We start from the raw sequence: 21,765 nt of genomic DNA on the forward strand, positions 1-21,765 counted from the left end.
GCTAAAAAATAATTGGGGACAATATAAAAGCGTGGCGCGGCTGACGAGACTCGAACTCGCGACCTCCTGCGTGACAGGCAGGCATTCTAACCAACTAAACTACAGCCGCACTACATAAGCAAAAAAAAAGCGCATTATGCGCAATATAAAGTTCTGTTAAACTTATGGTGGTCGATATAAGACTCGAACTTATGACATCTACCTTGTAAGGGTAGCGCTCTACCAACTGAGCTAATCGACCTTTTATTTTGGTGACCCCTAGGAGACTTGAACTCCTGTGGCAAGGATGAAAACCTTGAATCCTAACCGCTAGATGAAGGGGCCTTAAAATAAAATTTTAATTATTCTTAGATTAACAAAAGTTAAATCTAATTTTAATGGTGACCCGTGAAGGATTCGAACCTTCGGCCACCTCCTTAAAAGGGAGATGCTCTACCGGCTGAGCTAACGGGTCAATCTTAAAATAAAAAAAGTGGCGCGGCTGACGAGACTCGAACTCGCGACCTCCTGCGTGACAGGCAGGCATTCTAACCAACTAAACTACAGCCGCACCAATAAATAAAATGGTGACCCCTAGGAGACTTGAACTCCTGTGGCAAGGATGAAAACCTTGAATCCTAACCGCTAGATGAAGGGGCCAAAAATGGTGGTCGATATAAGACTCGAACTTATGACATCTACCTTGTAAGGGTAGCGCTCTACCAACTGAGCTAATCGACCAAAATGGTGACCCGTGAAGGATTCGAACCTTCGGCCACCTCCTTAAAAGGGAGATGCTCTACCGGCTGAGCTAACGGGTCATAAACTCTTTAAGAAGTGCTTCTTCTTAAAATGGAGTGGAATTATACTTATTTTTTTTTTATTTGTCAAGGGTTTTTTTTAAAAAATTGAAAAGTTTTTTCAAAGAGTATTTTGCACTTAAATTTTGTACTTCATTTCTTGTACCTTTAAAGTGACAAATCTCAATATTTTTCTCAATATTTTTACCCATTACGCCAATTACAACTGTACCTACAGGTTTATTTTTTGTTCCACCGTTGGGTCCTGCAACCCCACTTACTGCTATTGCAAAATCTGCATCAAACTTTTTTATAACGCCTTTTAGCATCTCATCTACGACTTGAATACTAACTGCGCCGTAATTATCTAAAGTATCTTTTTGTACACCTAGTTCTTGAGTTTTTATTTCATTGCAGTAAGTTACAACAGCACCTCTGAAAATGTCAGAAGAACCTGATATTCTTGTAATCATTGAGGCTATTAAACCTCCGGTACAACTCTCTGCTGTTGTTATGGTTTTTTTATGTTCTCTTAATAGATTTTGGAAATCTATTAGTTCTTCTTCATTAATAAATAAAGACTTTTCCATTTTATACTCTTTTATATATTTAAGATAAAAAGAGAGTTAAAGTCTCTCTTTTTATTCTTGGTCTGTTAACTCTTCTTTAAATTTAGCTTCGTCGAAAGTTAAATTCAAATACTCGCAAACAGTTCTTATATCTCTTTCTGCATTTCCAAGACATGATGTAGCACCTGGACTTGGAGTCATATTAAAGATAATTCCGTCACCTGGATTAATTGAAGCTTCACCAAGCATTAATTTTTGTTGCTCTTTATTAAGAACTTGAGGTCTTACTCCTCCAAATCCTTTTGCATATTCAATATCATCTGTATCTAGTGAAGGAACAATTTTTCTTGCATCTTTTACAAAAAGACCTTTATTGATACCTGGAACCTCAAATAAGAAGTTTTTAAATACATAATTTCTAATATCTCTATCTTTTAATAGATCCCAGAAAATTTTTAGAATGTTTCCGTCAAAGTTCATTGTTTTTAAACATTGGAAGAATGATTTACCGCCTTTATATCTCTCTAATACAAGTAAAGCAAGTGCAGTAGGTCCAAATCTTGTTTTCCCGTCACATAAAATATCAGGGTCTCCGTGTAGTGCAGCAAATGGAAGTTTTGGATTTTGTACCATATATACTTTACCGTTTAAGAAGTGATCGTTTGTAATATAAAAAGATCCCGCCATTGATAAAGAACCCATATGTTTACCGTATCCCATTTTATGAGCCAAATATAAAGAGTGCGCACCTGCATTTACAACTACGAAGTTTGCAGTAAATACCGAACCGCTTGTAGTAGTAACTTTAAATTGTTCTCCTACTTTTTCCATCTCATCAACTTCTGCATTAAAAAATACATCAGTAACTTTATCTTCTTCTTGAGCTGCTTTTACAAGCTCTTTTGTCATAGCACCAAAATCAACTGTAGTATATTCGCTTTGAGTCCCCATTGCGACAATCGGTTCAGGTCTGTCTTTTGTTTGTTCTTTGTCTGCATAAACAAGTTTTGGTTCTACTTCTCTTAGTTTCTCTTTATCCCAAAGTTCTAAATAAGGGAAAAGTTGTTTAAACTCTTCATATCTGTTTGTAATGAATTCTACCTCTTTTTCTCCAACACCTAAAGCCATTTTTTGATGAGCAAACATAATCTTATCTTGTAATCCCCTCATAAGATTAAATTTAACAATCATTCTTGCTGTTCTTTTTGTGATTTTTGCTTTGTCTAGAGTGTAGTTTGTTTCAATATCACCTACGTGGATTGTTTGAGAGTTACTTGTACCCTTTGAGTTCAGTGTTGCCAGATCTTCATATTTTTCCAACATACAGATACTTTTTGCATCTGAATATCTTGCCAACTCATAAAAAAGTGCAGCACCTGAAATACCTCCACCCACAATTATTACATCATAATGTTTTGTATTCATTTAATTTCGTCCTATTACTGTTCTTTTGATTTTAAAAGATTTTAGCATATAAATGAGCATTTTCTAGTTGAAAGTTTTGATGAAAATGGTAAGATTGCTAAAATTATGTTTTATAGTAACATTTTATTGATTTTTCCTCAATTAAAGAGATGCTCAATATGTGTACATATGTAACCTTTTATCTCATTTTAGAGCATCGGGCTATATAAATGTATAGTTATTGTACATATAAAAAGATAATTGTACTAAATTTTTATAAGTTATGTATATTTTCTACATTAATGTTTAAAATATGTGTTATAAAAGATTAACTTTCAATTAGATATAATCAGCGATTTATAGAAGAAATCATAAAGAATTGATAATTTAAGGTATTTAAAATGGATTATAAAGAGAGTTTATTATTACCAAACACAAAATTTCCAATGAGAGGAAATCTTCCTCAAAACGAACCTAAAAGATACAAACTTTGGGATGAGGAAAAAGTTTACGAGAGAATGAAAAAGAATAGAGAGGGAAAACCCTCTTTTACTCTTCATGATGGACCACCGTATGCAAACGGTCACATCCATATCGGGCATGCGTTAAACAAAATACTAAAAGATATTATTGTTAAATACCACTATTTTGACGGGAAATCTGTTAGATATGTTCCGGGGTGGGACTGTCATGGATTACCGATTGAACAAAAAGTTGAAGAAAAGATAGGAACAACTAAGAAAAAAGAGCTTCCTAAATCTAAAATCAGAGAGTTGTGCAGAGAGCATGCCGCAAGATTTGTTGATATCCAAAGAGAAGAGTTTAAACAACTAGGAGTTCTTGGAGATTGGGATGAGCCGTATTTAACTATGGATTTTAAATTTGAGGCAAATATATACAGAGAGTTGTGTGCAATTGCAAAACAAGGTTTGTTAACAAGAAGAAGCAAACCCGTATATTGGTCTTGGGCGGCACAAACTGCACTTGCCGAAGCAGAAGTTGAATATGAAGATAAAACTTCGCCTTCTATATTTGTGGCATTTAAACATGAAAAATTGGACGCAAGTATTATTATCTGGACTACAACTCCTTGGACTTTACCCGCAAATACGGGAATTGCTTTAAATGCAGATGAAGAGTATATATTAACAAGCGATAAATTTATTGTTGCACGTAAGTTATATAACTCTTTAATTGAACAAGAAGTTATAAAAGGAGAAATTGTTGAAACGATTGATCCTAAAACTTTGGAAAATACAAATGCGATAAATCCTTTAAACGGACGAAAATCTACAATTGTTTTGGCAGACCATGTAGAAATGGATGCAGGTACGGGTGCTGTTCACACTGCTCCTGGACACGGTGAAGATGACTATAAAGTAGGACTAAAATACGGTCTTGATGTAATTATGCCTGTTGATGATGAAGGTAAATATGATGAAACAATCGTAAGAGAAAAACTTTTTAAAGATACAGACAAATATTTAGGAATGCACGTATTTAAAGCAAATGAACTTATTTTGGAAGAGTTGAGCTCTTGCGGGGCACTTTTAAAAAGAGTTGATATTGTTCACTCTTATCCTCACTGTTGGAGAACTCATAAACCGATTATTTTCAGAGCTACAAAACAGTGGTTTATTTCAATTGACGATAAATACGGAAAAGAGAATAAAACCTTAAGAGAAAATGCTTTAAAAGTAGTAGAAGAGATTGATTTTTATCCTGAGTGGGGTAGAAACAGACTTAGATCTATGCTTGAAGGAAGACCTGATTGGTGTATTTCAAGACAAAGAGACTGGGGTGTTCCAATCGCATTTTTTAGAAATAAAAAAACAGATGAAATCATTTTTGACGAAAAAGTTTTAAATTACGTTGCAATGATTTTTGAGATGAGAGGTTGCGATGCTTGGTATGATTTAAGTATTGAAGAACTTCTTTATCCGGGAAGCGGTTATAATCCGGAAGATTTAGAAAAAACTATGGATATTTTAGATGTATGGTTTGATTCGGGTTCAACTCAAAATGCAGTATTAAGATCTAGAAATTATGATGCGGGAACATTCCCTGCTGATATGTATTTGGAAGGAAGCGACCAACACAGAGGTTGGTTCCAATCTTCACTTTTAACAACACTTGCTTCAAGCGAAGTTGCACCGTATAAAGCTTTAGTTACCCATGGATTTACTATGGATGAAAAAGGCGAAAAAATGTCTAAATCAAAAGGAAACGTAATTGATCCTGCAAAAGTTATGAAACAATACGGTTCTGAAATACTTAGACTTTGGGTTGCAATGAGTGATTATCAAAATGATCAAAAAATTTCTGATAATATCTTAAAACAAAATGCAGAACTTTATAGAAAAATAAGAAATACTGCAAGATTTTTACTTGCAAACGTAAATGATTTGGAAAAAATAGTACCTGTTGAAAATATGGGAATTTTGGATAAATGGATTTTAAGTAGAGCTAAAAAAACTTTCGATGAAATTGAAGCTTCTTTCTCTATTTATGAATATTCTAAAGGTTTAAACAAATTAAATAACTTTTTGGTTGTTGATTTATCAGGTATATATTTAGATGTTTGTAAAGACAGATTATATTGTGATGATAAAAATGATATTCACAGAATTGCATCTCAAAGTGCAATGGCAATGATCTTGAAAAAACTAATCTCAACTTTAGCTTGTATTTTAACGTATACTATGGATGAATTATTAGAGTTCGCTCCTAAATTTTTAAAAGGCAATGCAAAAGATATTTTTGACTTTGAAAAAGTTATTTTACCTGAAGTTGAATCTAATCTTAATGATGAAATTTTATTATTAGCTAAAGATAAATTTAGTGAAGCTATTGATACACTTAAAAAAGATAAAGTTATTAAATCAACTTTAGAGTTGGAAATTTCAACAAATTGTGAAACTATTTTAGCTTTAGAAAAAGTTGAAGCACAAGATTGGTTTTTAGTAAGTTCTGTTACAAATGAAAAACAAGATGAAGTTTTAACAAGTTTCAAAGTAGAAGATTTTGAATTTACTGTTGCAAAAGCAAAAGGTTCAAAATGTCCAAGATGCTGGAAATTTACATCTACAAGTGAGGAGACTCTTTGTAGTAGATGTGAGAGCGTAGTAGAGTAAAATGTTTGAAACAGAAGTTACATTAACGACTATATTTATTACAATAGGCGTAATTATTATTCTTACGGCTATTGGAATAGTTTATGTAAATAAAAAGAGTAAGAAAGTAGACAAAAAGAGATGATGCCCTTTACCGATGAAGATTTAATGCCGCCTGTTAGTTCTATAATTGAGAATAAAGTTGCTCCTATGTTGGCAAAAGACGGAGGAGCAATAAAGTTATTGGATATAAAAAACGGAAAAGTTTATGTGCAGCTTCAAGGTGCCTGTGTCGGGTGCAGCGCAAGCGGAAGCACTTTGAAGTTTATTGTTGAAAAAGAGCTAAAAGCTGCAATACATCCGGAACTTGAAATAATAAATGTACCACAAGGTATGGAAAATAATTTACAGGAGCTTTAATGATAAATGAGAATAGATTATTAAATGAAGCAAATAAATTTTTTATGGAAAAAAGTTTTGATAAAGCTTTATTTGTTTATTCACAACTATCATCAAACTTTCCAAAAAATAGGGAATATCCCATATACGCACTATTTTGCGATATAGCAAGTGAAGATGAAGAAAAAGCTCAATCTTTGTTTGATTATTTCGCAGTTACAAAAGATGAAAATCTTGATGAAGCCATTGCTTATGTTGAAAATGTGGTAAATGCTTATGATGGAGATGTTGATAAAATGATGGAGATTTTACAGGAGTTAACAACTTCAACGGTAGAATCTTTGGATGCTATTAAATATGAAGATTTTAAAAAATTAATTGAATCAAGAGGTTCTTTTAGAATAGCTTTTGAAGATATAATGTTTTCAACAAAAGTTGCAATAGAGACAAAAGAGGATTTCTTTGATTTTGTAGATAAATTGATTGAAAATGATTTTAACAGTACGGCTTATTCTTATTTAGATGGATTTAACGAATATTTTTCTTATGATTCAAAAATAGAAGAACTATATAAAAAACTAGAAGAGAAGAAAATTGCAACTAATCACAAATGAAAAAGTTTATACAGATAATTCAAGAGAGGTAGATAAAGATTCAATTTTTGTTATTTCAAAACAAAATGCGGAGTTTTTAGAGGATGCAAAAAGAAATGGATGCAAAAATTTTATTGAAGCAAAAAATTTAAAAAAAGAGTTAGATCTTTCATCAATTAAAATAATAGGTATAACAGGAACCAACGGAAAAACAACTACAGCTGCGGCTATTTATTCTATTCTTCTAGATTTGGGTTATAAAGTTGCACTTCAAGGTACTAGAGGTTTTTTTATAAATGATGAGAAAATAGAAGATTATACTCTTACTACTCCCGTTCAATTAAGAAACTTCGCTCATATTATAAAAGCTATAGAAAACGGCTGCCAATTTTTTGTTATGGAAGTTAGTTCTCATGCAATAGAGCAAAAAAGAATTGAAGGTTTGGATTTTGAACTTAAAGTTCTTACTAATATAACGAGAGATCATCTTGATTATCATAAAACTATTCAAGAGTATATAAATGTAAAAAACTCTTTTATTAGTGATGAGAGTAAAAAACTTATTAACAAAGATGATTTAAAAGCAAAATTCAATACTAAAAATGCATTAACTTACGGTTTGGAAAATCCTGCTACTTATAAAGTAAGTGCTTATTCTTTTACAAACGGTACAAACGTAATGTTCTCCAAGATAGATAAAATGTACTCTTTTACATCAAATCTAATGGGTATTTTTAATATATATAATATTTTAGCGGCTGTTGCAAGTGTTGATATGGTAACAGATAATAGTTTAGATGAAATCTGCGAAGCCGTTGAAAATTTTGCCGGAGTTAGCGGAAGAATGGAAATAATCTGCAGTGATCCTCTTGTTATAGTTGATTTTGCCCATACACCCGACGGGATGAAAGAGGTTTTTGAAAGCTTTAATCATAAAGATATAATTACCGTTTTCGGAGCAGGTGGAGACAGGGATAAAAAGAAAAGACCACTTATGGGAAAAGTTGCTTCAAATTATGCAAAAAAAATTATAGTTACTTCGGATAATCCAAGGTTTGAAGATCCTGATTTAATTATAGAAGATATTTGCAAAGGGATAAAAGACAAAGATAAACTAACTGTGGAAGTAAATAGAAAAGAGGCAATTAAAAAAGCAATTGAATCTGGTAAAAAAAATCCGAATAACGTAGTTTTGATTTTAGGAAAAGGGGACGAACCTTATCAAATAATTTATGATAAAAAACTTCCTTTATCGGATAAAGAAGAGGTATTAAAGCATATCTAATGATATGCTCTAATTATAACTCCCTGCTCATTGTTTTTATCTGATTTTACATAATATTGAGAAGAGGTAACTATAGTATCTTCTCCTAAAACTTTTTTAATATACCAAACACTTTCAAGTATTCTTTCACTTGACAAACCTATATTTAAATACTCTTTTACTTTATCTTGAAACTCTTTAGGTTTCTCTTTTAAATTCTCTTCTATCTGTTTATATATTACCGTATCGTTTTGAGATATAAGAGGTACGATTTCAAATCTGTTTGCATTTTTGTTTTTTTCCAAAAAGATATCCAAATTCTCTTTACACTCTTTTATAGGAAGGGCTATGTTCCCATATTTAAAAGAGTAACATTTATAAGTATCATAGTTTTTAGAGTTATAAAGTCTTTTGAAATATGACTTTTCTTCTTTATTTGAATTTAATGAAACACTTTTTTTAACAGGTTTACTACTGTTAAACAGATAAATTGTTACAAAAATCAAAATCCCCATTATTGCCAACAATATAAAAAGTAGCAAATTAAGATTCATTTTTTTGGTTATAAAATCTTTATTAGCCGGTTTGTTATGAGTTATTTTAGATTTTTTTTCAAACATCTCTCTATCTTTAGAAGCTTTTTTTATCTTCTCTTTTAATTTTTTCTCAATATCATCTTGTGAAAAACTGTTTCCTAATACTTCTTTTAATTCATTTTCTTTTTTATCCAAAATAAGTTTTATTACTCCCTGTTTTTTAAATATATATACAAAATCAGTGCTATGATAGCAAAAAAGAGTGGATAGAAAAATAAATACTCTTTAAAAGTAATTTTATTACTCTCGATTTTACTCTTTTCTAATTTGTCAATTTGATTATAAATATCGTTTAAATCCTCTTTTGAATATGCAATATAAGATTTTCCGTTTGTCTGTTTTGCTATTTCATTTAGTATTATTTTATTGGAGTTTCCTATTCCTATCGTATAAACTTTTACGGCATATTTTTTTAGAAGTTTTAGAACTACATCAAAAGGAATTTTACTGGCATTGTCTTCTCCGTCACTTAGAAGTATTACGATTTTAGATTTTGCTTTTGCGTTTTTTAAAATATTTACAGAAGATGCAAGAGAATCGATCATTGCGGTTTTATCTCCTACTATTCCTACTTCTAAATAATCTACAATCTCATTTTGTGCTTGTTTGTCAAAACTAAGAGGAGTTGCCATCATAACAGAAGATCCGAATACTACGATTGCTATATTGTCATTTACTCTTTTGGGAATAAAATCTTTTACTATATCTTTTACTACTTTGAATCTGCTTTCGTTTCTGTTTTCTTGATTTAAGCCTTTCTCTTTCATTGAGCCGCTTGTATCCAAACTTAAAACTATGTCAATACCGTCATTTTTTACAAGCTGAGTATTTAACTGTTTATATGGAGAAGCTAAAGCTGTAATAGAACCTATAATGACTATATATTTTAAAATTGTAGTTATTATAAGAGATTTATGTCTGCTTTGTTCAAATATATTTAAATGAGGCATAAGATAAGTAGGAATTTTTACTTTACAAAAAAATGCGCAAAATATAAATACTAATATAATAAGAAAAAAGTAAGGGTGTTCAAATCTGATACTTAAAAAATAATCAAACATCTACGCTATCCATAAATCTTCCGAAAATAATTTTAAAATCACTGCTTAAAGCTTCAACCTCTTTTTTGTATTTGTAAGTTTCCAGCTCTTCAATCAATTCGTGGCAAAGTTTTTTCTCTCTGTCGCTTTGACTTAAAAGCCTTGCATATTTTGTAATCTTATAAGCTGCTTGTTTTGAATTATCCAAATCTACGCTTTTTAAGATTTTATAATACTCTTTTCTTTTATTCTTTTTTCTGTTTAAAAAAAGTTTGATTATTATAAAAACTAAAATAAAAAAGACTAAACATCCAAGTATCCAAAGCAGCATATAAATATACAAAGAAAAATCAGGAATATCGACTAACTCTTTTATATCGTGAATTTTAAGTTCATTCATTATTTCATCAACCTTAAAAGTTTGGGCAAGGGCTCTTCACTTGTATAAATCTTTGTAAATTTTATACCGCATTTTTGAAAATGCTCATAAAGTTTATGATCGTTTTCTTTAACTCTTTTTTTATACTCTTTTATTATAGATTTGTTTATATTCCCGTCAAAAACTTTATTTGTAGAAGGATCGATTAAATTTACGTTTCCAAGTTCAAAAGGATCTTCTTCAAATTTATCTCTTACTATTATCGTAACTATTTCATGTTTTTTGCCAAGAAGTTTGAAATCAATATTTTTTGCATCAAAAAAATCTCCGATTAGAAAAATAATTGATTTTTTTCTAATTTTTTTAAAAAGTTCATCACTGAGTTTTTTGAAATCAACCTCTTTTCCTATAGCATTATAATCAAAAATTTTTTCACTCATTTTTGTAACTGCAAAATTTCTTTTTGATTTTTTTGTACATAATTCAAGGGTTTCATTTCCTATAAAAGAGGAAAAAGGATCGCCTTGTTTTATACAAGAGTATCCCAAAATTGCACAAATTTCAGTTATTAACTCTTGTTTAAATCTTTTTGAGCCAAAATAAACCGAACCGTTTAAAATAGGAACAATATTTATATTTAACTCTTTTTGTGCATGGAAAACTTTTACGAAAGGTTTTTTAAATTTTGCACTTATTAACCAATCGATTTTTTTTACATCTTCTCCATATTCATACTCTTTTAATTCCAAAAAATCATACCCTTCACCTTTTAAAAGAGAAGAGTTGTTCCCTATTATTTCTGAAAAAATATTTCGTCTGGTTTTTATTATGATTTTTTTTAGATTTTGTTTCATAAACTAAGGTATATCAATCTTTTCTAATATTTTTTGGATTAAATCATCGACTTTTATCTCCATTGCTTCAGCTTCATAAGTCAAGATTATTCTGTGTCTTAATACGCTTTTTGCAACTAACGCAATATCAATAGGTGATACAAAATTATTTCCTCTAATAAAAGCCATAGCTTTTACAGCTTTAAACATATCTATTGTTGCCCTTGGACTTGCACCGAATTGAATATAATCTTTAATCTCTTCAATCCCGAAATTTTCAGGTTCTCTTGTTGCACAAATTATATCAACAATATACTCTTCTAACTCTTTATCTATATGTATATTTCTAACTTCTGTTTTTAGAGCATCTAGCTCCTCTTTATTTATAATTTTATGAAGTTCGATATTTTCATTTGAAGTTACTTTTTTTGCTATTTCGTACTCTTGTTCTTTTGTATTGTAACCTACTACGATTTTGAACATAAATCTGTCAAGCTGGGCTTCAGGCAGAGTGTATGCTCCTTCTTGTTCTATTGGATTTTGGGTTGCCAAAACTAAAAAAGGAGGCTCTATAATAAAAGTATCATCTGCAATAGTTACTTGTCTTTCTTGCATCACTTCTAAAAGTGCCGATTGAACTTTTGCCGGAGCTCTGTTAATCTCATCGGCTAATAAAAGATTTGTAAAAACGGGACCTTTTTTTATTCTAAAATCGCCGCTTTTCATATCATATATTTGGGCACCTATTATGTCGCTTGGAAGTAAATCCGGGGTAAACTGGACTCTTTTAAATTTTAAATCAACTACGTCTGCAATTGTTTTTACCGTTGTTGTTTTGGCAAGTCCGGGAACACCTTCTAAAAGTATATGTCCATTGGTTAATAGTCCTATTAATATAGAATTTACCATATCTTCTTGACCAATAACGATTTTTGAAATCTCTTCTTTTATTTGTGTGATTTTATTATTTGCCATTTAGCTCTTCTTCTGCAATTTATTTTAGCTGGATATTTTATCAAAATAAAGGTTTCAACAGCTTAAAAGAGCACACTTAAAAAATGCTTAAAAATAATCTTATTTTATAGAGTTAAAAACAGTTTTATACTCAAAAAAATCTGCTTAAAATTTAAACAAAAAATCTTACATGAACTTATCTCAATAAGTATAATTAAAATAGAAAGGAAAAATTTTATAAAGGAGATTGATATGAAAAGTGTTTATGATATAGCAATAATTGGTGCAGGTCCGGCTGGAATTGCAACGTCATGCGAAGCAGTCATCTTCGGAGTAAAAAATATCTTAATGTTTGAAAAAGGAGAGAATCATTCACAAACAATAAGAAAATATTTTAATGATAACAAACCTGTCGATAAAGACTGGAAAGGTATTGAAGTAGAGTTGAAAGGTCATATAGATTTCAAAGACGGCACAAAAGAGAGTACCCTTGATCTTTTTGAAGAATCTTTGGAAAAAAGAGTTATTGATGCAAAATTCAAAACTGAAATATCACAAATAAGCAGGCTTAAAAACAGGTTTAAAATTATAACTACAACAGGTGAGAGTTATTTCGCAAAAAGAGTTGTAATTGCAATAGGGAAAATGGGAAAACCCAATAAGCCTGATTATAAAATACCAGTAACATTAAAAAACAGAGCCAATCATACAATAAGTGATTGCAAAGGAAATGAAGATGTCTTAGTAGTAGGCGGAGGAGACAGTGCCTGTGAATATGCCTACTTTATTCATCAAGATAATAAGGTTACATTTAATTATAGAAGGGAGAAGATAACAAAAGCAAACCCTAAAAATATAAAAAATCTTATGAATTGCGTGGAAGATAAAGAGATTGACCTGAAACTTGGAATTGATATAAAAAAAGTTGAAGATGAAAAGGGAAAGTTTAAAGTCTTTTATACAAACGGTGAAATAGGTAGATATGACAGAATTATTTATGCTTTAGGCGGAGTAACTCCAAAAGAGTTTCTAAAGAGTTGTTGTGTAGAATTTGATGAAAAAAGTAAACCTTATATAAATCATAAAAATTTAAATACCCAAGGAGTTTATCTAGCAGGAGATATTTGCGGTTCAATCGGAGGTTCTATTGCACTTGCTTTAAATCACGGTTACAATATTATTATGGATTGTATGTCGCAAGAGTTTGCTTTGGAAGCAAAAAGTGCATAAAACAATATTTTGAAGAGGATTTCCCTCTTCAATTAAAAAAACTTTCAGTAAAATCTATTTGAATAGACCACTTCAAGAAAAATTAAACTTAACTTAGATAAAATCACGACTCTATTTAAAAAATAGATACCTCTCATGTGTCAATCCTGGTATGGGTTGTGACAAGTTAATTGTACTTGCCATTAAGGGGCACAGAGGCTAAACCCAGATTTCTTTTTAGCAAAATTTATTTTTGCGTGAAAAAAGAAGACATAAATATTAAAAAACAAGGAAAAACTATGGTTACAATGAAAGACCTATTAGAGTGTGGTGTACACTTCGGACACCAAACAAGAAGATGGAATCCAAAAATGAAAAAATTCATTTTCGGTGTTAGAAAAAATATCTATATTATCGATTTACAAAAAACGTTAAGATATTTCAGATATACATATAATGTAGTTAGAGATGCGGCAGCTGAAGGTCAAACAATGATTTTCGTCGGTACAAAAAAACAAGCTAGCCAAGCTGTAAAAGATGCAGCAATTAAATGTGGAATGCCTTATGTTAACCACAGATGGTTAGGTGGAATGTTAACTAACTACGGAACAATCAAAAAATCAATTAGAAAATTAGAAGTAATTAAAAAAATGAGAGAAGAAGGTCAAATGGACCTTTTAACTAAAAAAGAAGCTTTAATGCTTACAAGAAAAGAAGAAAAATTAGAACTTTATCTTGGTGGTATTAAAGAGATGAACAAACTTCCTGATATGATGTTTGTTTTAGATGCAGTAAAAGAAAAAATTGCAATTGCAGAAGCTAGAAGATTAGGAATCAAAGTTGTAGCTCCATTAGATACAAACTGTGACCCTGATGTTGTAGATTTCCCGATTCCAGGAAATGATGATGCAATCAGATCAATTCAACTATTTTGTAATGAAATGGCTGAAGCTATGAATGAAGGTAGAGCTGCATTAGCTGAAGAGAGCGGTGAAGAAATTCCTGTATCTGAAGAAGAAACAAAAGAAGTTGTTGCTGAAGCAGTAGCTGAGGGTGAAGCTGAAGCTGTAGTAGAGACTGAAGAAAAAACAGAGGAAGCATAATATGGCAGGAGCAACTCCAAAACTAATTAAAGAGTTAAGAGAAAAATCTGGTGCAGGAATGCTTGATTGTAAAAAAGCACTTAATGAGTGTGATGGAAACATCGATGAAGCAATAAAATATTTAAGAGAAGCAGGACTTGCAAAAGCTGCTAAAAAATCTGGAAATGTTGCAGCTGAAGGTTTAATTACTATTTTAGTAAATGACGAACATACAAAAGCAACTATGACAGAAGTTAACTCTCAAACAGACTTTGTTGCAAAAAATGATCAATTTATCAATTTAACAAAAGAGATTACTGCTCATGTTCAAGCTGAAGGTTGTACTGAATCTTCTGAATTATTAAAAACAACTATTAACGGTACAAACTTTGAAGAGTATTTAAACGGAAAAATTGCAACAATCGGCGAAAACATCGTTGCTAGAAAAATGGTAACTGTTTCAACTGACAACGGAGTTGTAAACGGTTATGTTCATATGGGTAAAGTAGGTGTTATTCTAGCAGCAACTTGTGCAGATTCTGCAAAAGAAAAAACTGTTGATTTATTGAAAAAAGTTGCGATGCATGCAGCTTCAATGAAACCAACTGTTATTTCATATAAAGATTTAGATGCAGAGTTTATTAAATCAGAAAACAAAGCAATTATTGCAGATATTGAAAAAGAGAACGAAGAGTTAGTTAGACTTGGAAAACCTCTTAAACATATTCCTCAATTTGTTTCTAAACAACAATTAACACAAGAAGCTATTGCAACTGCTGAAAAAGAGATGAAAGAAGAGTTAATTGCTCAAGGGAAACCTGAAAAAATTATCGACAATATTGTTAAAGGTAAAATTGGAAGATGGATTGAGGATAACACTCAATTAGATAAAGCAAATGCACTTTTATCTCAAACATACGTAATGGATGATTCAATGACTGTTGAAGAAGCAATCAAAGCAGTTGATTCATCAATCGATATTATTGAGTATGTTAGATTCGAACTTGGTGAAGGAATCGAGAAAAAAGAAGAAGATTTCGCTGCTGAAGTTGCGGCTCAAATGGGTAAATAAAACTTAATAAATATATGAAGTCTGAGTAATGGGTGAAACAGTTATAAATAATGAACCCATTACTGCTGACGCAAAAATCTTGCTTGAAGCAAAAAATCTCACACATGAATTTGATTATAAACTTTTTGAAAATATAAATCTTGATTTAAAACAGAAAGAATCAATTGCCATTATCGGTATAAGCGGTAGCGGTAAATCTACACTTTTAAATATTTTTTCTTCTTTATTAAAACCGAAATACGGTGAAATATTTTATAACAACAAAGAAATTTATAAACTAAAAAAAAGAGAACTTTTAAATATTAGACGAAAAGATTTTGGTATAATATTTCAAGCACATTATCTCTTTAGAGGTTTTTCTGCAAATGATAATTTAGAAATTGCCACTTTATTAAGTGGAAATGAGATCGACAAAGATCTATTAAAAAGATTAAATATCGATTTCGTACTAAAACAAGGTGTAGGAGAATTAAGCGGTGGACAGCAGCAAAGATTGTCTATAGCAAGAGTTCTTACAAAAAAACCTAAAATTATATTTGCAGATGAACCTACAGGTAATTTGGATAAACAGACCGCCCAAGTTGTGATGCAAACACTTCATAAATATGTAAAAGACAATGATGCAGGAATGATTCTTGTTACTCATGAAGATGATTTGGCAATGCAGTGTGACAAAGTCTATAAACTAGAAAACTTACAGTTAGAAGAGTTGAAATAATGGATTTGATATTAGTAAGCAAAACAGCAATTATAGAGAAAATATTTACTCTTGTATGTGCAAAAATGAATATAAATCTTACTGTACAAGATAGTTTAGATTTTGATAAAAATGTTGATATTATCGTTATTGATGAAGAGTTTGTAAATGAAGAGTTTAATACTTTAAAAACTTACACAAAAAAATTGGCGGCAATAGTAAGTGAAGAACTTCCTTTTGACAAATCTAGGGATTTTATAGTAAATAGACCCTTTCTTCCCAATGTATTAGAAAATCTTTTAAAAGAGCAAATAGAATTTATAAAAGATGATGAAAAAAGTCAAAAAAAAAGAGCAACAGAAGATTTTAATGAGGAGGAAATAATCTCAAACTATGTAGAGTCTTTGGCTGAAGATGTGGCAATGGATATAGAAGAAGATAATGATGAAAGTATTGTTACGGTAGCTTCTTTAAATAAAGGCGGTGTATTAGATAATAACGAACTTACTAAAATAAGCGATATCTTGCATGATGATGAGATACATGATAAAGTTTCAACAGGCGTAGATGAAAATGATTGGAAAGATATAAATACAATTATTGATGACGCTTTAAACGAAGTAAAAGAGTATGAATTTGATTTAAAAGACAAAAAAGAGGGACCTTCAAAACTGATATTAAACAATTACAGTATAAATGAGTTAAAACCTTTTTTACAAAAATTCGATCAAAGTGTAATAGATAGACTTTCAAACGGGGAAGATGTTGACGTTACTTTATCTTTAAGGGTTAATAAATAATGGAAAAAAAAGGTGCTATTTTAATTCTTTCAGGACCTAGCGGTTGTGGAAAGTCTACACTTTTAAAAACTGTATATGATAAAATAGGTGATTATCATTTTTCTATTTCTACAACTACAAGAGAACCAAGAGTAGGGGAGAAAAACGGAGTTGATTACTATTTTGCATCAAGAAAAGAGTTTGAAGAGGATATAGAAAACGGTGAGTTTCTTGAATGGGCAGAAGTTCACGGAAACTACTACGGAACTTCTTTAAAACCAATTAAAGCTGCCGTTTCACAAGGTAAATTAGTTATTTTTGATATTGATGTGCAAGGCCATAATATTGTTCGAAAAAAACTTGATGATATTGTAACTTCCGTATTTATAACGACTCCTTCTCTAAAGGATTTGGAAAAGAGATTAAAAAATAGAGATACCGACTCAAAAGAGGTTATTGAAAAAAGATTAATAAATGCAAAAACTGAGATAAAATCTTTTCGAAATTATGACTACTTTATAATAAACGATGATTTGAAAAAAGCTTCAAAAGAGTTAGTTTGTATAGCTAGAATCGCCAGAATAAAAGCAAAACTTTTTGACAAAGAGGAGAGTATTAAAAACTGGATAGAGTAAAATCTAGTTTTTAATTTTTTCTTGATCCTTTTTTAACTTATTAATATCCAGTATATTTAACTTAAATTCAATTCTTTCATAAGTAAGAGTTTTAATAAAATCTTTAAAAATAATCTCTTTATTATCTTTACAAAAGAGATAAAAACTGTTTGGTTTTATAAAAAAGTTTACATCTGCTTTGTCTTTTATCTTAAGAGCCACATCTTTAAAAAGATTTTCAACAGTTTTGATACTGCTTTTAAGTTCTAGCTGTAAAGTGTTTATTAGCTGAATTTCATAGGCAAATTTAAACTCTTCAATAAACTCTTTTTGATTTAACATTAATTTTAAATAAGTCTCATTATAAAAATCTGTTGTATAATCTTTATAAAAATATGCTAATCTCTCCCTCTCTATTTCATTTTTAGGGCTTTGATTTATTGTTGAGGGAACTTCTATATCTTTTAAAACTTCGACTGCTATATCAACAATTTTGGGATTAAATTGGGTTCCTTTTAATTTTTTTAACTCTTCTAAAGCTTGAGAAACACTTTTACTCTTTTTATAAATTCTTGTGCTTGTCATTGCATCAAAAGCATCTGCTACGCTCATAATAGAACTTAAAAGCGGAATCTCTTCGCCTTTTAAACCTTTAGGATATCCGCTTCCGTCATATCTTTCATGATGATATAACATAATTTGTGCCAAATCTTCATAGATTTTAATCTCTTTTAGCATCTCATAACCTACTGTTACATGCTCTTTTATCATCTTATACTCTAAATCATTAAGTGTTCCCGGTTTTAGAAGTACGGCATCAGGTGTTGATATTTTTCCTATATCATGGAGAATTGCGGCTTTTGTCAGTTTATGAATCTCTTCATTTTTTAAGTTCATTTTTTTTGCAATCAATTCTGAATATTTTGCAACTCTTGTTGTATGTCCTGCCGTATAAGTATCTCTTTGTTCTATCATTTTTACAAAAGAGATTATAGTCTCTTCATAGTTTTGAATTTGTTCGTTTTTAAGTCTTTCATGTTCTATAGAGTCAATATTTGCTTTAATTGCAAAACCCAAATCACCGCTTAACTCCTCTAACATTCTAATTTCTTCTAACTCAAAACCGTTTTTATTTTTGTTAAGAATTCCCAATATTCCATTATAATAAGGCTTGTCTACATCAGGTTTTAATGCAAAAAAAGCGCAAGAGTATATATTTGAATCTAAGCAGAGTTTTCTAAACTTTTCATCTAAATCATAAGTTTGAATATCATTAATAATTTCATTATCTTTTTTTTCTTGAAAATTTGAAGCCAAACCTTGCTTTGAAATAAATTCATTTTTTATAAAATCTTCCAGCTTTGCATACTCTTTTTTTGATGAGCAAAACCATTTATCTTTATAAAAATCCTCTTCTAAAAGAATAAAACTCATAGAGTACTCTTCAATTTTTATCAATCGTTGGCAACTCTTTACTAAAAGTTCATTAAGTTTTTTATATGTAATTAAATATCTGTTTATATCCGATATCGTAGACATAATAACTCTAAGATATCTCTCTTTTTCAAGGAAATTTTCCATATTTGAGGTTCTTTCCTGCACTTTTTTTTCTAAATCCTCATTTATATTTGCCAGTTTTTCTTTTGAACTTTTTAAAGATATATTTAGTTTTAATACATATATTATTAAAAAGATAACAAAAATAAATGTAATAACTATAAAACTGATAAAAAAGAGATACTCTTTAATAAATTCATATATATACTCTTTAAAGGTGTGTTTATAAGGCTCGATTTTTAAAGTTTGCAATGTTTTATTTACCAAAGAGTAATTTGCAGGAATAGTCCAGCCTCCTATACCTGCACTTATTGCCGCTTTTGAGGTTGAAGGCATATACATTAATTTCAAAGCAACCTCTTTTGCCAGTTTGTTTGAAGTTTGAGGTAGTTTTGAAATGGGCCACTCGGGATATAAAGAGGTACTGATGGAAAAAGGAAAATTAGAACTTTCAATTTTATGAATAATAAAAAAATCATTTAGATTTATTTTTTTCTCTTTTGCCATTCTCTCTAAAGTATCGCTTCTAACCGTTCCTGCCGTTATTTCTCCGTTTAAAACGGCTTTAACTACTCTATCGTGAGTTCCTAAATATTCAATTTTGGAAAAAAACTTTAAAGGATTAATCCCCATATCATGAAGAAGTTTATTAGCCATAATCCATCCCCCGAAAGAGTTTGAATCAACAGCTGCAAAACTTCTATTTTTTAAATCTTTGATTGTATTTATATTTGAACTGCTTTTGGTAAAAATAACTCCGCCGTAATATGAAACAAAATTTTTATCATCATATTTATTTAGCAAAGTCGCAATTCTGCTGATATTATATTTATGTTCAAGCTGTATGTAAAAAACGGGATTTGTTATTAGAAAATTTATCTCGTTTTTTCTAATTGCCAAATCGATTTTTTCAAAACTTAGAGGAAGAATTTCAAAGTTATAATCTTTTATTTGAGATTCTAAATATTTTGCAGTCTCTTGCCATTTGTTTAAAGCTACTTCATCTCCTCGTTTTGCTAAAACTCCGATTTTAACGGTTTGAGGAGTTTGGGCAAAAAGATAAAATTGAAATATTATCAGCAGTAAAAATTTAATATACACTTTGTACCTTTATAAAATATTATCAATTTTATTTTTATTATGCCTTTTTAATTAAATTTCATCATAACTTAAAGGAGCATCAAAGTAGTAACCTTGGGAATAATCTACTCCAATCTCTTTAACTTCATTATAAATCTCTTCTTCAGATACGAATTCGGCAACAGTTTTAAATCCGAATTTTTTGGCAAATTCATCAATAGTTTTTACGATAATTTGCTGATTTTTCGACTCATTTATTCCTCTTATCAAAGAACCGTCGATTTTTACATAGTTTATATCAAGATTTACAAGCATATTAAAGTTTGAATATCCTGCTCCAAAGTCGTCTACTCCAACATTACATCCGTATTTATTCATATTTTTGATAAATTTAAAAACTTCAGAGAAATCGGAAATCTCTTCTGATTCTAAAATCTCAAATTCAAGACTGCTTGCATACTCACTATTTTCTTCAATAACTTTATATACATATTCCATAGTAGTTGCACTTGCAATATCTTCAAATGAAATATTTACGGCAACTCTTTTGTTTTTGGTTTTTATTAGATGAAAAGCTTCATTTATCATTATTTTTATGATATTCGGATAAAGCTTGGCTTTTTTTGCAATATCTAAAAAAGTAAAAGGAGAAACGACGGTTCCGTCTTCATCTATATATCTGACAAGGGCTTCGTATTTATAAATCTCTTTTGTTTTAGTATCGACTATGGGTTGAAAATAGGCTTTAAAATTGTCGTTTTTAACACCGTTTTTAATCTTTTTAATCCACTTAATATTCTCTTCAAACGATTCTTGAATATTAAAAGAATCATTATAAATCAAAATAGGCTCAAATTTTTTTCTTGCATAAGAGATAACTCTTTGTGCATATTTATAAGCATTTCCGTCTTCACTTTTTGCAATACCTATAGTAATATTAAGGTCAATCTCATGTTCATCGATACAAACAGGATCCTCTTCTATAAAATCTTCAAATTTTTTACACAGGTCGTAAAATTCTTGAATATCAAGTTCATACTCTTTTGATATTACCAAAAACTTATCTGCTTCTACTCTGTATATAGAAAATTTATCTTTGTTGAAATATTTTTGTAGAGTATCTGAAAACTTAAGTAAAACTCTATCTCCGTTATGCTCACCGAAAAGATCGTTAATAGTAGAAAATTTATCAATATTAATCATTGCCATAAGATCTTTATTTGAGTCTTCCAAATCTTTTTTCAATCTATTTCTATTTGGCAGATGGGTTAGATTATCAATATATAAATCTTTTAATTCATGGTATAAAAGAGATTGACTCATAAGCTGCAAAAGTTTTTTCATATCTATAGGTTTTAAAACATATTTATCGACACCTATATCTATTGCTTCAAGCAGATATTCGGTATTTGAAAAAGCGGTTGCAACAATAATAGGTATATTAGGGTTTATCTTTTTTATCTCTCTTATCATTTCAAGCCCGTTCATTACAGGCATATTTACATCTGTTATTATTAAATCAATTTCTGATTCATTTTGTTTAAAAAGCTCTAAACCCTCGGCTCCGTTTTTAGCCACTAATTGCTTTTTTGTAAAGCCTTTTAAGATATTTAAGGTAATCTCTTTTAAAGCTTCTTCATCTTCTGCGTATAATATGGTTATATTTTTTAATATAGATACATTTGATATCATTAAGACTTACTCCAAACTAATTAGGATATAATATTATAATATCTATTATATAAATGTTAA

The 21,765-nt window shown here is 30.1% G+C and carries 20 protein-coding genes and 8 tRNA genes; 11 read left to right on the top strand and 17 right to left on the bottom strand.

The genetic code is table 11. The features are described 5' to 3' along the window. Positions 1-32: 32 nt before the first annotated feature. The 10 genes from AANAER_RS03515 to AANAER_RS03560 all read right to left on the bottom strand — a co-directional run bounded on the left by AANAER_RS03515 (position 33) and on the right by AANAER_RS03560 (position 2,773). A tRNA-Asp gene (locus AANAER_RS03515) sits at positions 33-109 on the bottom strand. A gap of 56 nt (positions 110-165) precedes the next feature. Continuing rightward, positions 166-241: transfer RNA gene (locus tag AANAER_RS03520), tRNA-Val, on the bottom strand. An 8-nt stretch (positions 242-249) separates the two neighbouring features. Further along, positions 250-324: transfer RNA gene (locus AANAER_RS03525), tRNA-Glu, on the bottom strand. Between the two features lie 54 nt (positions 325-378). Continuing rightward, positions 379-454, bottom strand: a tRNA-Lys gene (locus AANAER_RS03530). 19 nt (positions 455-473) lie between these two features. Continuing rightward, positions 474-550, bottom strand: a tRNA-Asp gene (locus AANAER_RS03535). Between the two features lie 14 nt (positions 551-564). Further along, positions 565-639, bottom strand: a tRNA-Glu gene (locus AANAER_RS03540). Between the two features lie 5 nt (positions 640-644). After that, positions 645-720, bottom strand: a tRNA-Val gene (locus AANAER_RS03545). Positions 721-724: 4 nt separating this feature from the next. Beyond that, positions 725-800, bottom strand: a tRNA-Lys gene (locus AANAER_RS03550). A gap of 59 nt (positions 801-859) precedes the next feature. Beyond that, positions 860-1,369: a CinA family protein gene (locus tag AANAER_RS03555; RefSeq protein WP_129082925.1), complete on the bottom strand. Its 510-nt coding sequence runs from the start codon at positions 1,367-1,369 to the stop codon at positions 860-862. Between the two features lie 51 nt (positions 1,370-1,420). After that, positions 1,421-2,773, bottom strand: a complete 1,353-nt coding sequence (locus AANAER_RS03560; protein ID WP_044415957.1) for an FAD-dependent oxidoreductase — start codon at positions 2,771-2,773, stop codon at positions 1,421-1,423. A gap of 380 nt (positions 2,774-3,153) precedes the next feature. On the opposite strand from AANAER_RS03560, the gene ileS reads away from it, so the two are divergent. Genes ileS through AANAER_RS03580 form a run of 5 tightly spaced genes read left to right on the top strand, consistent with a single transcriptional unit; the run spans position 3,154 to position 8,142 of the window. After that, positions 3,154-5,886 carry an isoleucine--tRNA ligase gene (ileS, locus tag AANAER_RS03565; RefSeq protein WP_129082926.1) on the top strand — a complete coding sequence of 911 codons (2,733 nt, stop codon included), beginning with the start codon at positions 3,154-3,156 and terminating at the stop codon, positions 5,884-5,886. A 1-nt stretch (position 5,887) separates the two neighbouring features. Beyond that, a complete protein-coding gene (locus tag AANAER_RS15125) occupies positions 5,888-6,010 on the top strand; it encodes a hypothetical protein (protein WP_267884006.1) in 123 nt (40 codons plus the stop codon). Next, a complete protein-coding gene (locus AANAER_RS03570; RefSeq protein WP_044415953.1) occupies positions 6,007-6,285 on the top strand; it encodes a NifU family protein in 279 nt (92 codons plus the stop codon). Before AANAER_RS15125 ends, AANAER_RS03570 begins: the two co-directional genes overlap by 4 nt. Beyond that, entirely contained in the window at positions 6,285-6,878 is a 594-nt protein-coding gene (locus AANAER_RS03575; RefSeq protein WP_044415951.1) for a hypothetical protein, read from the top strand. Before AANAER_RS03570 ends, AANAER_RS03575 begins: the two co-directional genes overlap by 1 nt. After that, complete coding sequence (locus tag AANAER_RS03580; RefSeq protein WP_129082927.1) at positions 6,859-8,142, top strand: UDP-N-acetylmuramoyl-L-alanyl-D-glutamate--2,6-diaminopimelate ligase; 1,284 nt, start codon at positions 6,859-6,861, stop codon at positions 8,140-8,142. The genes AANAER_RS03575 and AANAER_RS03580 overlap by 20 nt, the downstream gene beginning before the upstream one ends. Here AANAER_RS03580 and AANAER_RS03585 read toward each other — a convergent pair. The 5 genes from AANAER_RS03585 to AANAER_RS03605 form a co-directional block, all read right to left on the bottom strand. Next, entirely contained in the window at positions 8,139-8,852 is a 714-nt protein-coding gene (locus AANAER_RS03585; protein ID WP_129082928.1) for a hypothetical protein, read from the bottom strand. The two genes, AANAER_RS03580 and AANAER_RS03585, sit on opposite strands and share 4 nt — an antisense overlap. Positions 8,853-8,863: 11 nt before the next feature. Beyond that, positions 8,864-9,667 (bottom strand): vWA domain-containing protein, encoded by an 804-nt coding sequence (locus AANAER_RS03590; protein ID WP_218937436.1) that lies wholly within the window; start codon positions 9,665-9,667, stop codon positions 8,864-8,866. 103 nt (positions 9,668-9,770) lie between these two features. After that, on the bottom strand, positions 9,771-10,157 hold the full coding sequence (locus AANAER_RS03595; RefSeq protein ID WP_129082930.1) for a hypothetical protein: 387 nt from the start codon (positions 10,155-10,157) through the stop codon (positions 9,771-9,773). Further along, positions 10,157-10,990 carry a DUF58 domain-containing protein gene (locus AANAER_RS03600; RefSeq protein ID WP_179951808.1) on the bottom strand — a complete coding sequence of 278 codons (834 nt, stop codon included), beginning with the start codon at positions 10,988-10,990 and terminating at the stop codon, positions 10,157-10,159. The genes AANAER_RS03595 and AANAER_RS03600 overlap by 1 nt, the downstream gene beginning before the upstream one ends. Before the next feature lie 3 nt (positions 10,991-10,993). Then, positions 10,994-11,944 (bottom strand): AAA family ATPase, encoded by a 951-nt coding sequence (locus AANAER_RS03605; protein ID WP_129082931.1) that lies wholly within the window; start codon positions 11,942-11,944, stop codon positions 10,994-10,996. Between the two features lie 231 nt (positions 11,945-12,175). Between AANAER_RS03605 and AANAER_RS03610 the strand changes: the two genes are divergently transcribed. The 6 genes from AANAER_RS03610 (at position 12,176) to gmk (ending at position 17,397) form a co-directional block, all read left to right on the top strand. Next, positions 12,176-13,153 carry an NAD(P)-binding domain-containing protein gene (locus tag AANAER_RS03610; protein WP_129082932.1) on the top strand — a complete coding sequence of 326 codons (978 nt, stop codon included), beginning with the start codon at positions 12,176-12,178 and terminating at the stop codon, positions 13,151-13,153. A 278-nt stretch (positions 13,154-13,431) separates the two neighbouring features. Continuing rightward, complete coding sequence (gene rpsB / locus AANAER_RS03615; RefSeq protein WP_044415938.1) at positions 13,432-14,235, top strand: 30S ribosomal protein S2; 804 nt, start codon at positions 13,432-13,434, stop codon at positions 14,233-14,235. A gap of 1 nt (position 14,236) precedes the next feature. Further along, positions 14,237-15,286 (top strand): translation elongation factor Ts, encoded by a 1,050-nt coding sequence (gene tsf, locus AANAER_RS03620; protein ID WP_129082933.1) that lies wholly within the window; start codon positions 14,237-14,239, stop codon positions 15,284-15,286. Between the two features lie 28 nt (positions 15,287-15,314). After that, entirely contained in the window at positions 15,315-16,004 is a 690-nt protein-coding gene (locus AANAER_RS03625) for an ABC transporter ATP-binding protein (RefSeq protein ID WP_044415934.1), read from the top strand. Further along, positions 16,004-16,783: a hypothetical protein gene (locus AANAER_RS03630; RefSeq protein WP_129082934.1), complete on the top strand. Its 780-nt coding sequence runs from the start codon at positions 16,004-16,006 to the stop codon at positions 16,781-16,783. Before AANAER_RS03625 ends, AANAER_RS03630 begins: the two co-directional genes overlap by 1 nt. Continuing rightward, positions 16,783-17,397 carry a guanylate kinase gene (gmk, locus tag AANAER_RS03635; RefSeq protein ID WP_164969371.1) on the top strand — a complete coding sequence of 205 codons (615 nt, stop codon included), beginning with the start codon at positions 16,783-16,785 and terminating at the stop codon, positions 17,395-17,397. The genes AANAER_RS03630 and gmk overlap by 1 nt, the downstream gene beginning before the upstream one ends. A 3-nt stretch (positions 17,398-17,400) precedes the next feature. Here gmk and AANAER_RS03640 read toward each other — a convergent pair whose 3' ends face one another. Both AANAER_RS03640 and AANAER_RS03645 read right to left on the bottom strand, forming a co-directional pair. After that, positions 17,401-20,034, bottom strand: a complete 2,634-nt coding sequence (locus AANAER_RS03640) for an HD domain-containing phosphohydrolase (protein ID WP_129082936.1) — start codon at positions 20,032-20,034, stop codon at positions 17,401-17,403. Positions 20,035-20,085: 51 nt separating this feature from the next. Further along, on the bottom strand, positions 20,086-21,705 hold the full coding sequence (locus AANAER_RS03645) for an EAL domain-containing response regulator (protein ID WP_129082937.1): 1,620 nt from the start codon (positions 21,703-21,705) through the stop codon (positions 20,086-20,088). Positions 21,706-21,765: the final 60 nt, after the last annotated feature.

This window comes from Halarcobacter anaerophilus, from assembly GCF_006459125.1.
Classification (GTDB): Bacteria; Campylobacterota; Campylobacteria; order Campylobacterales; family Arcobacteraceae; genus Halarcobacter; species Halarcobacter anaerophilus.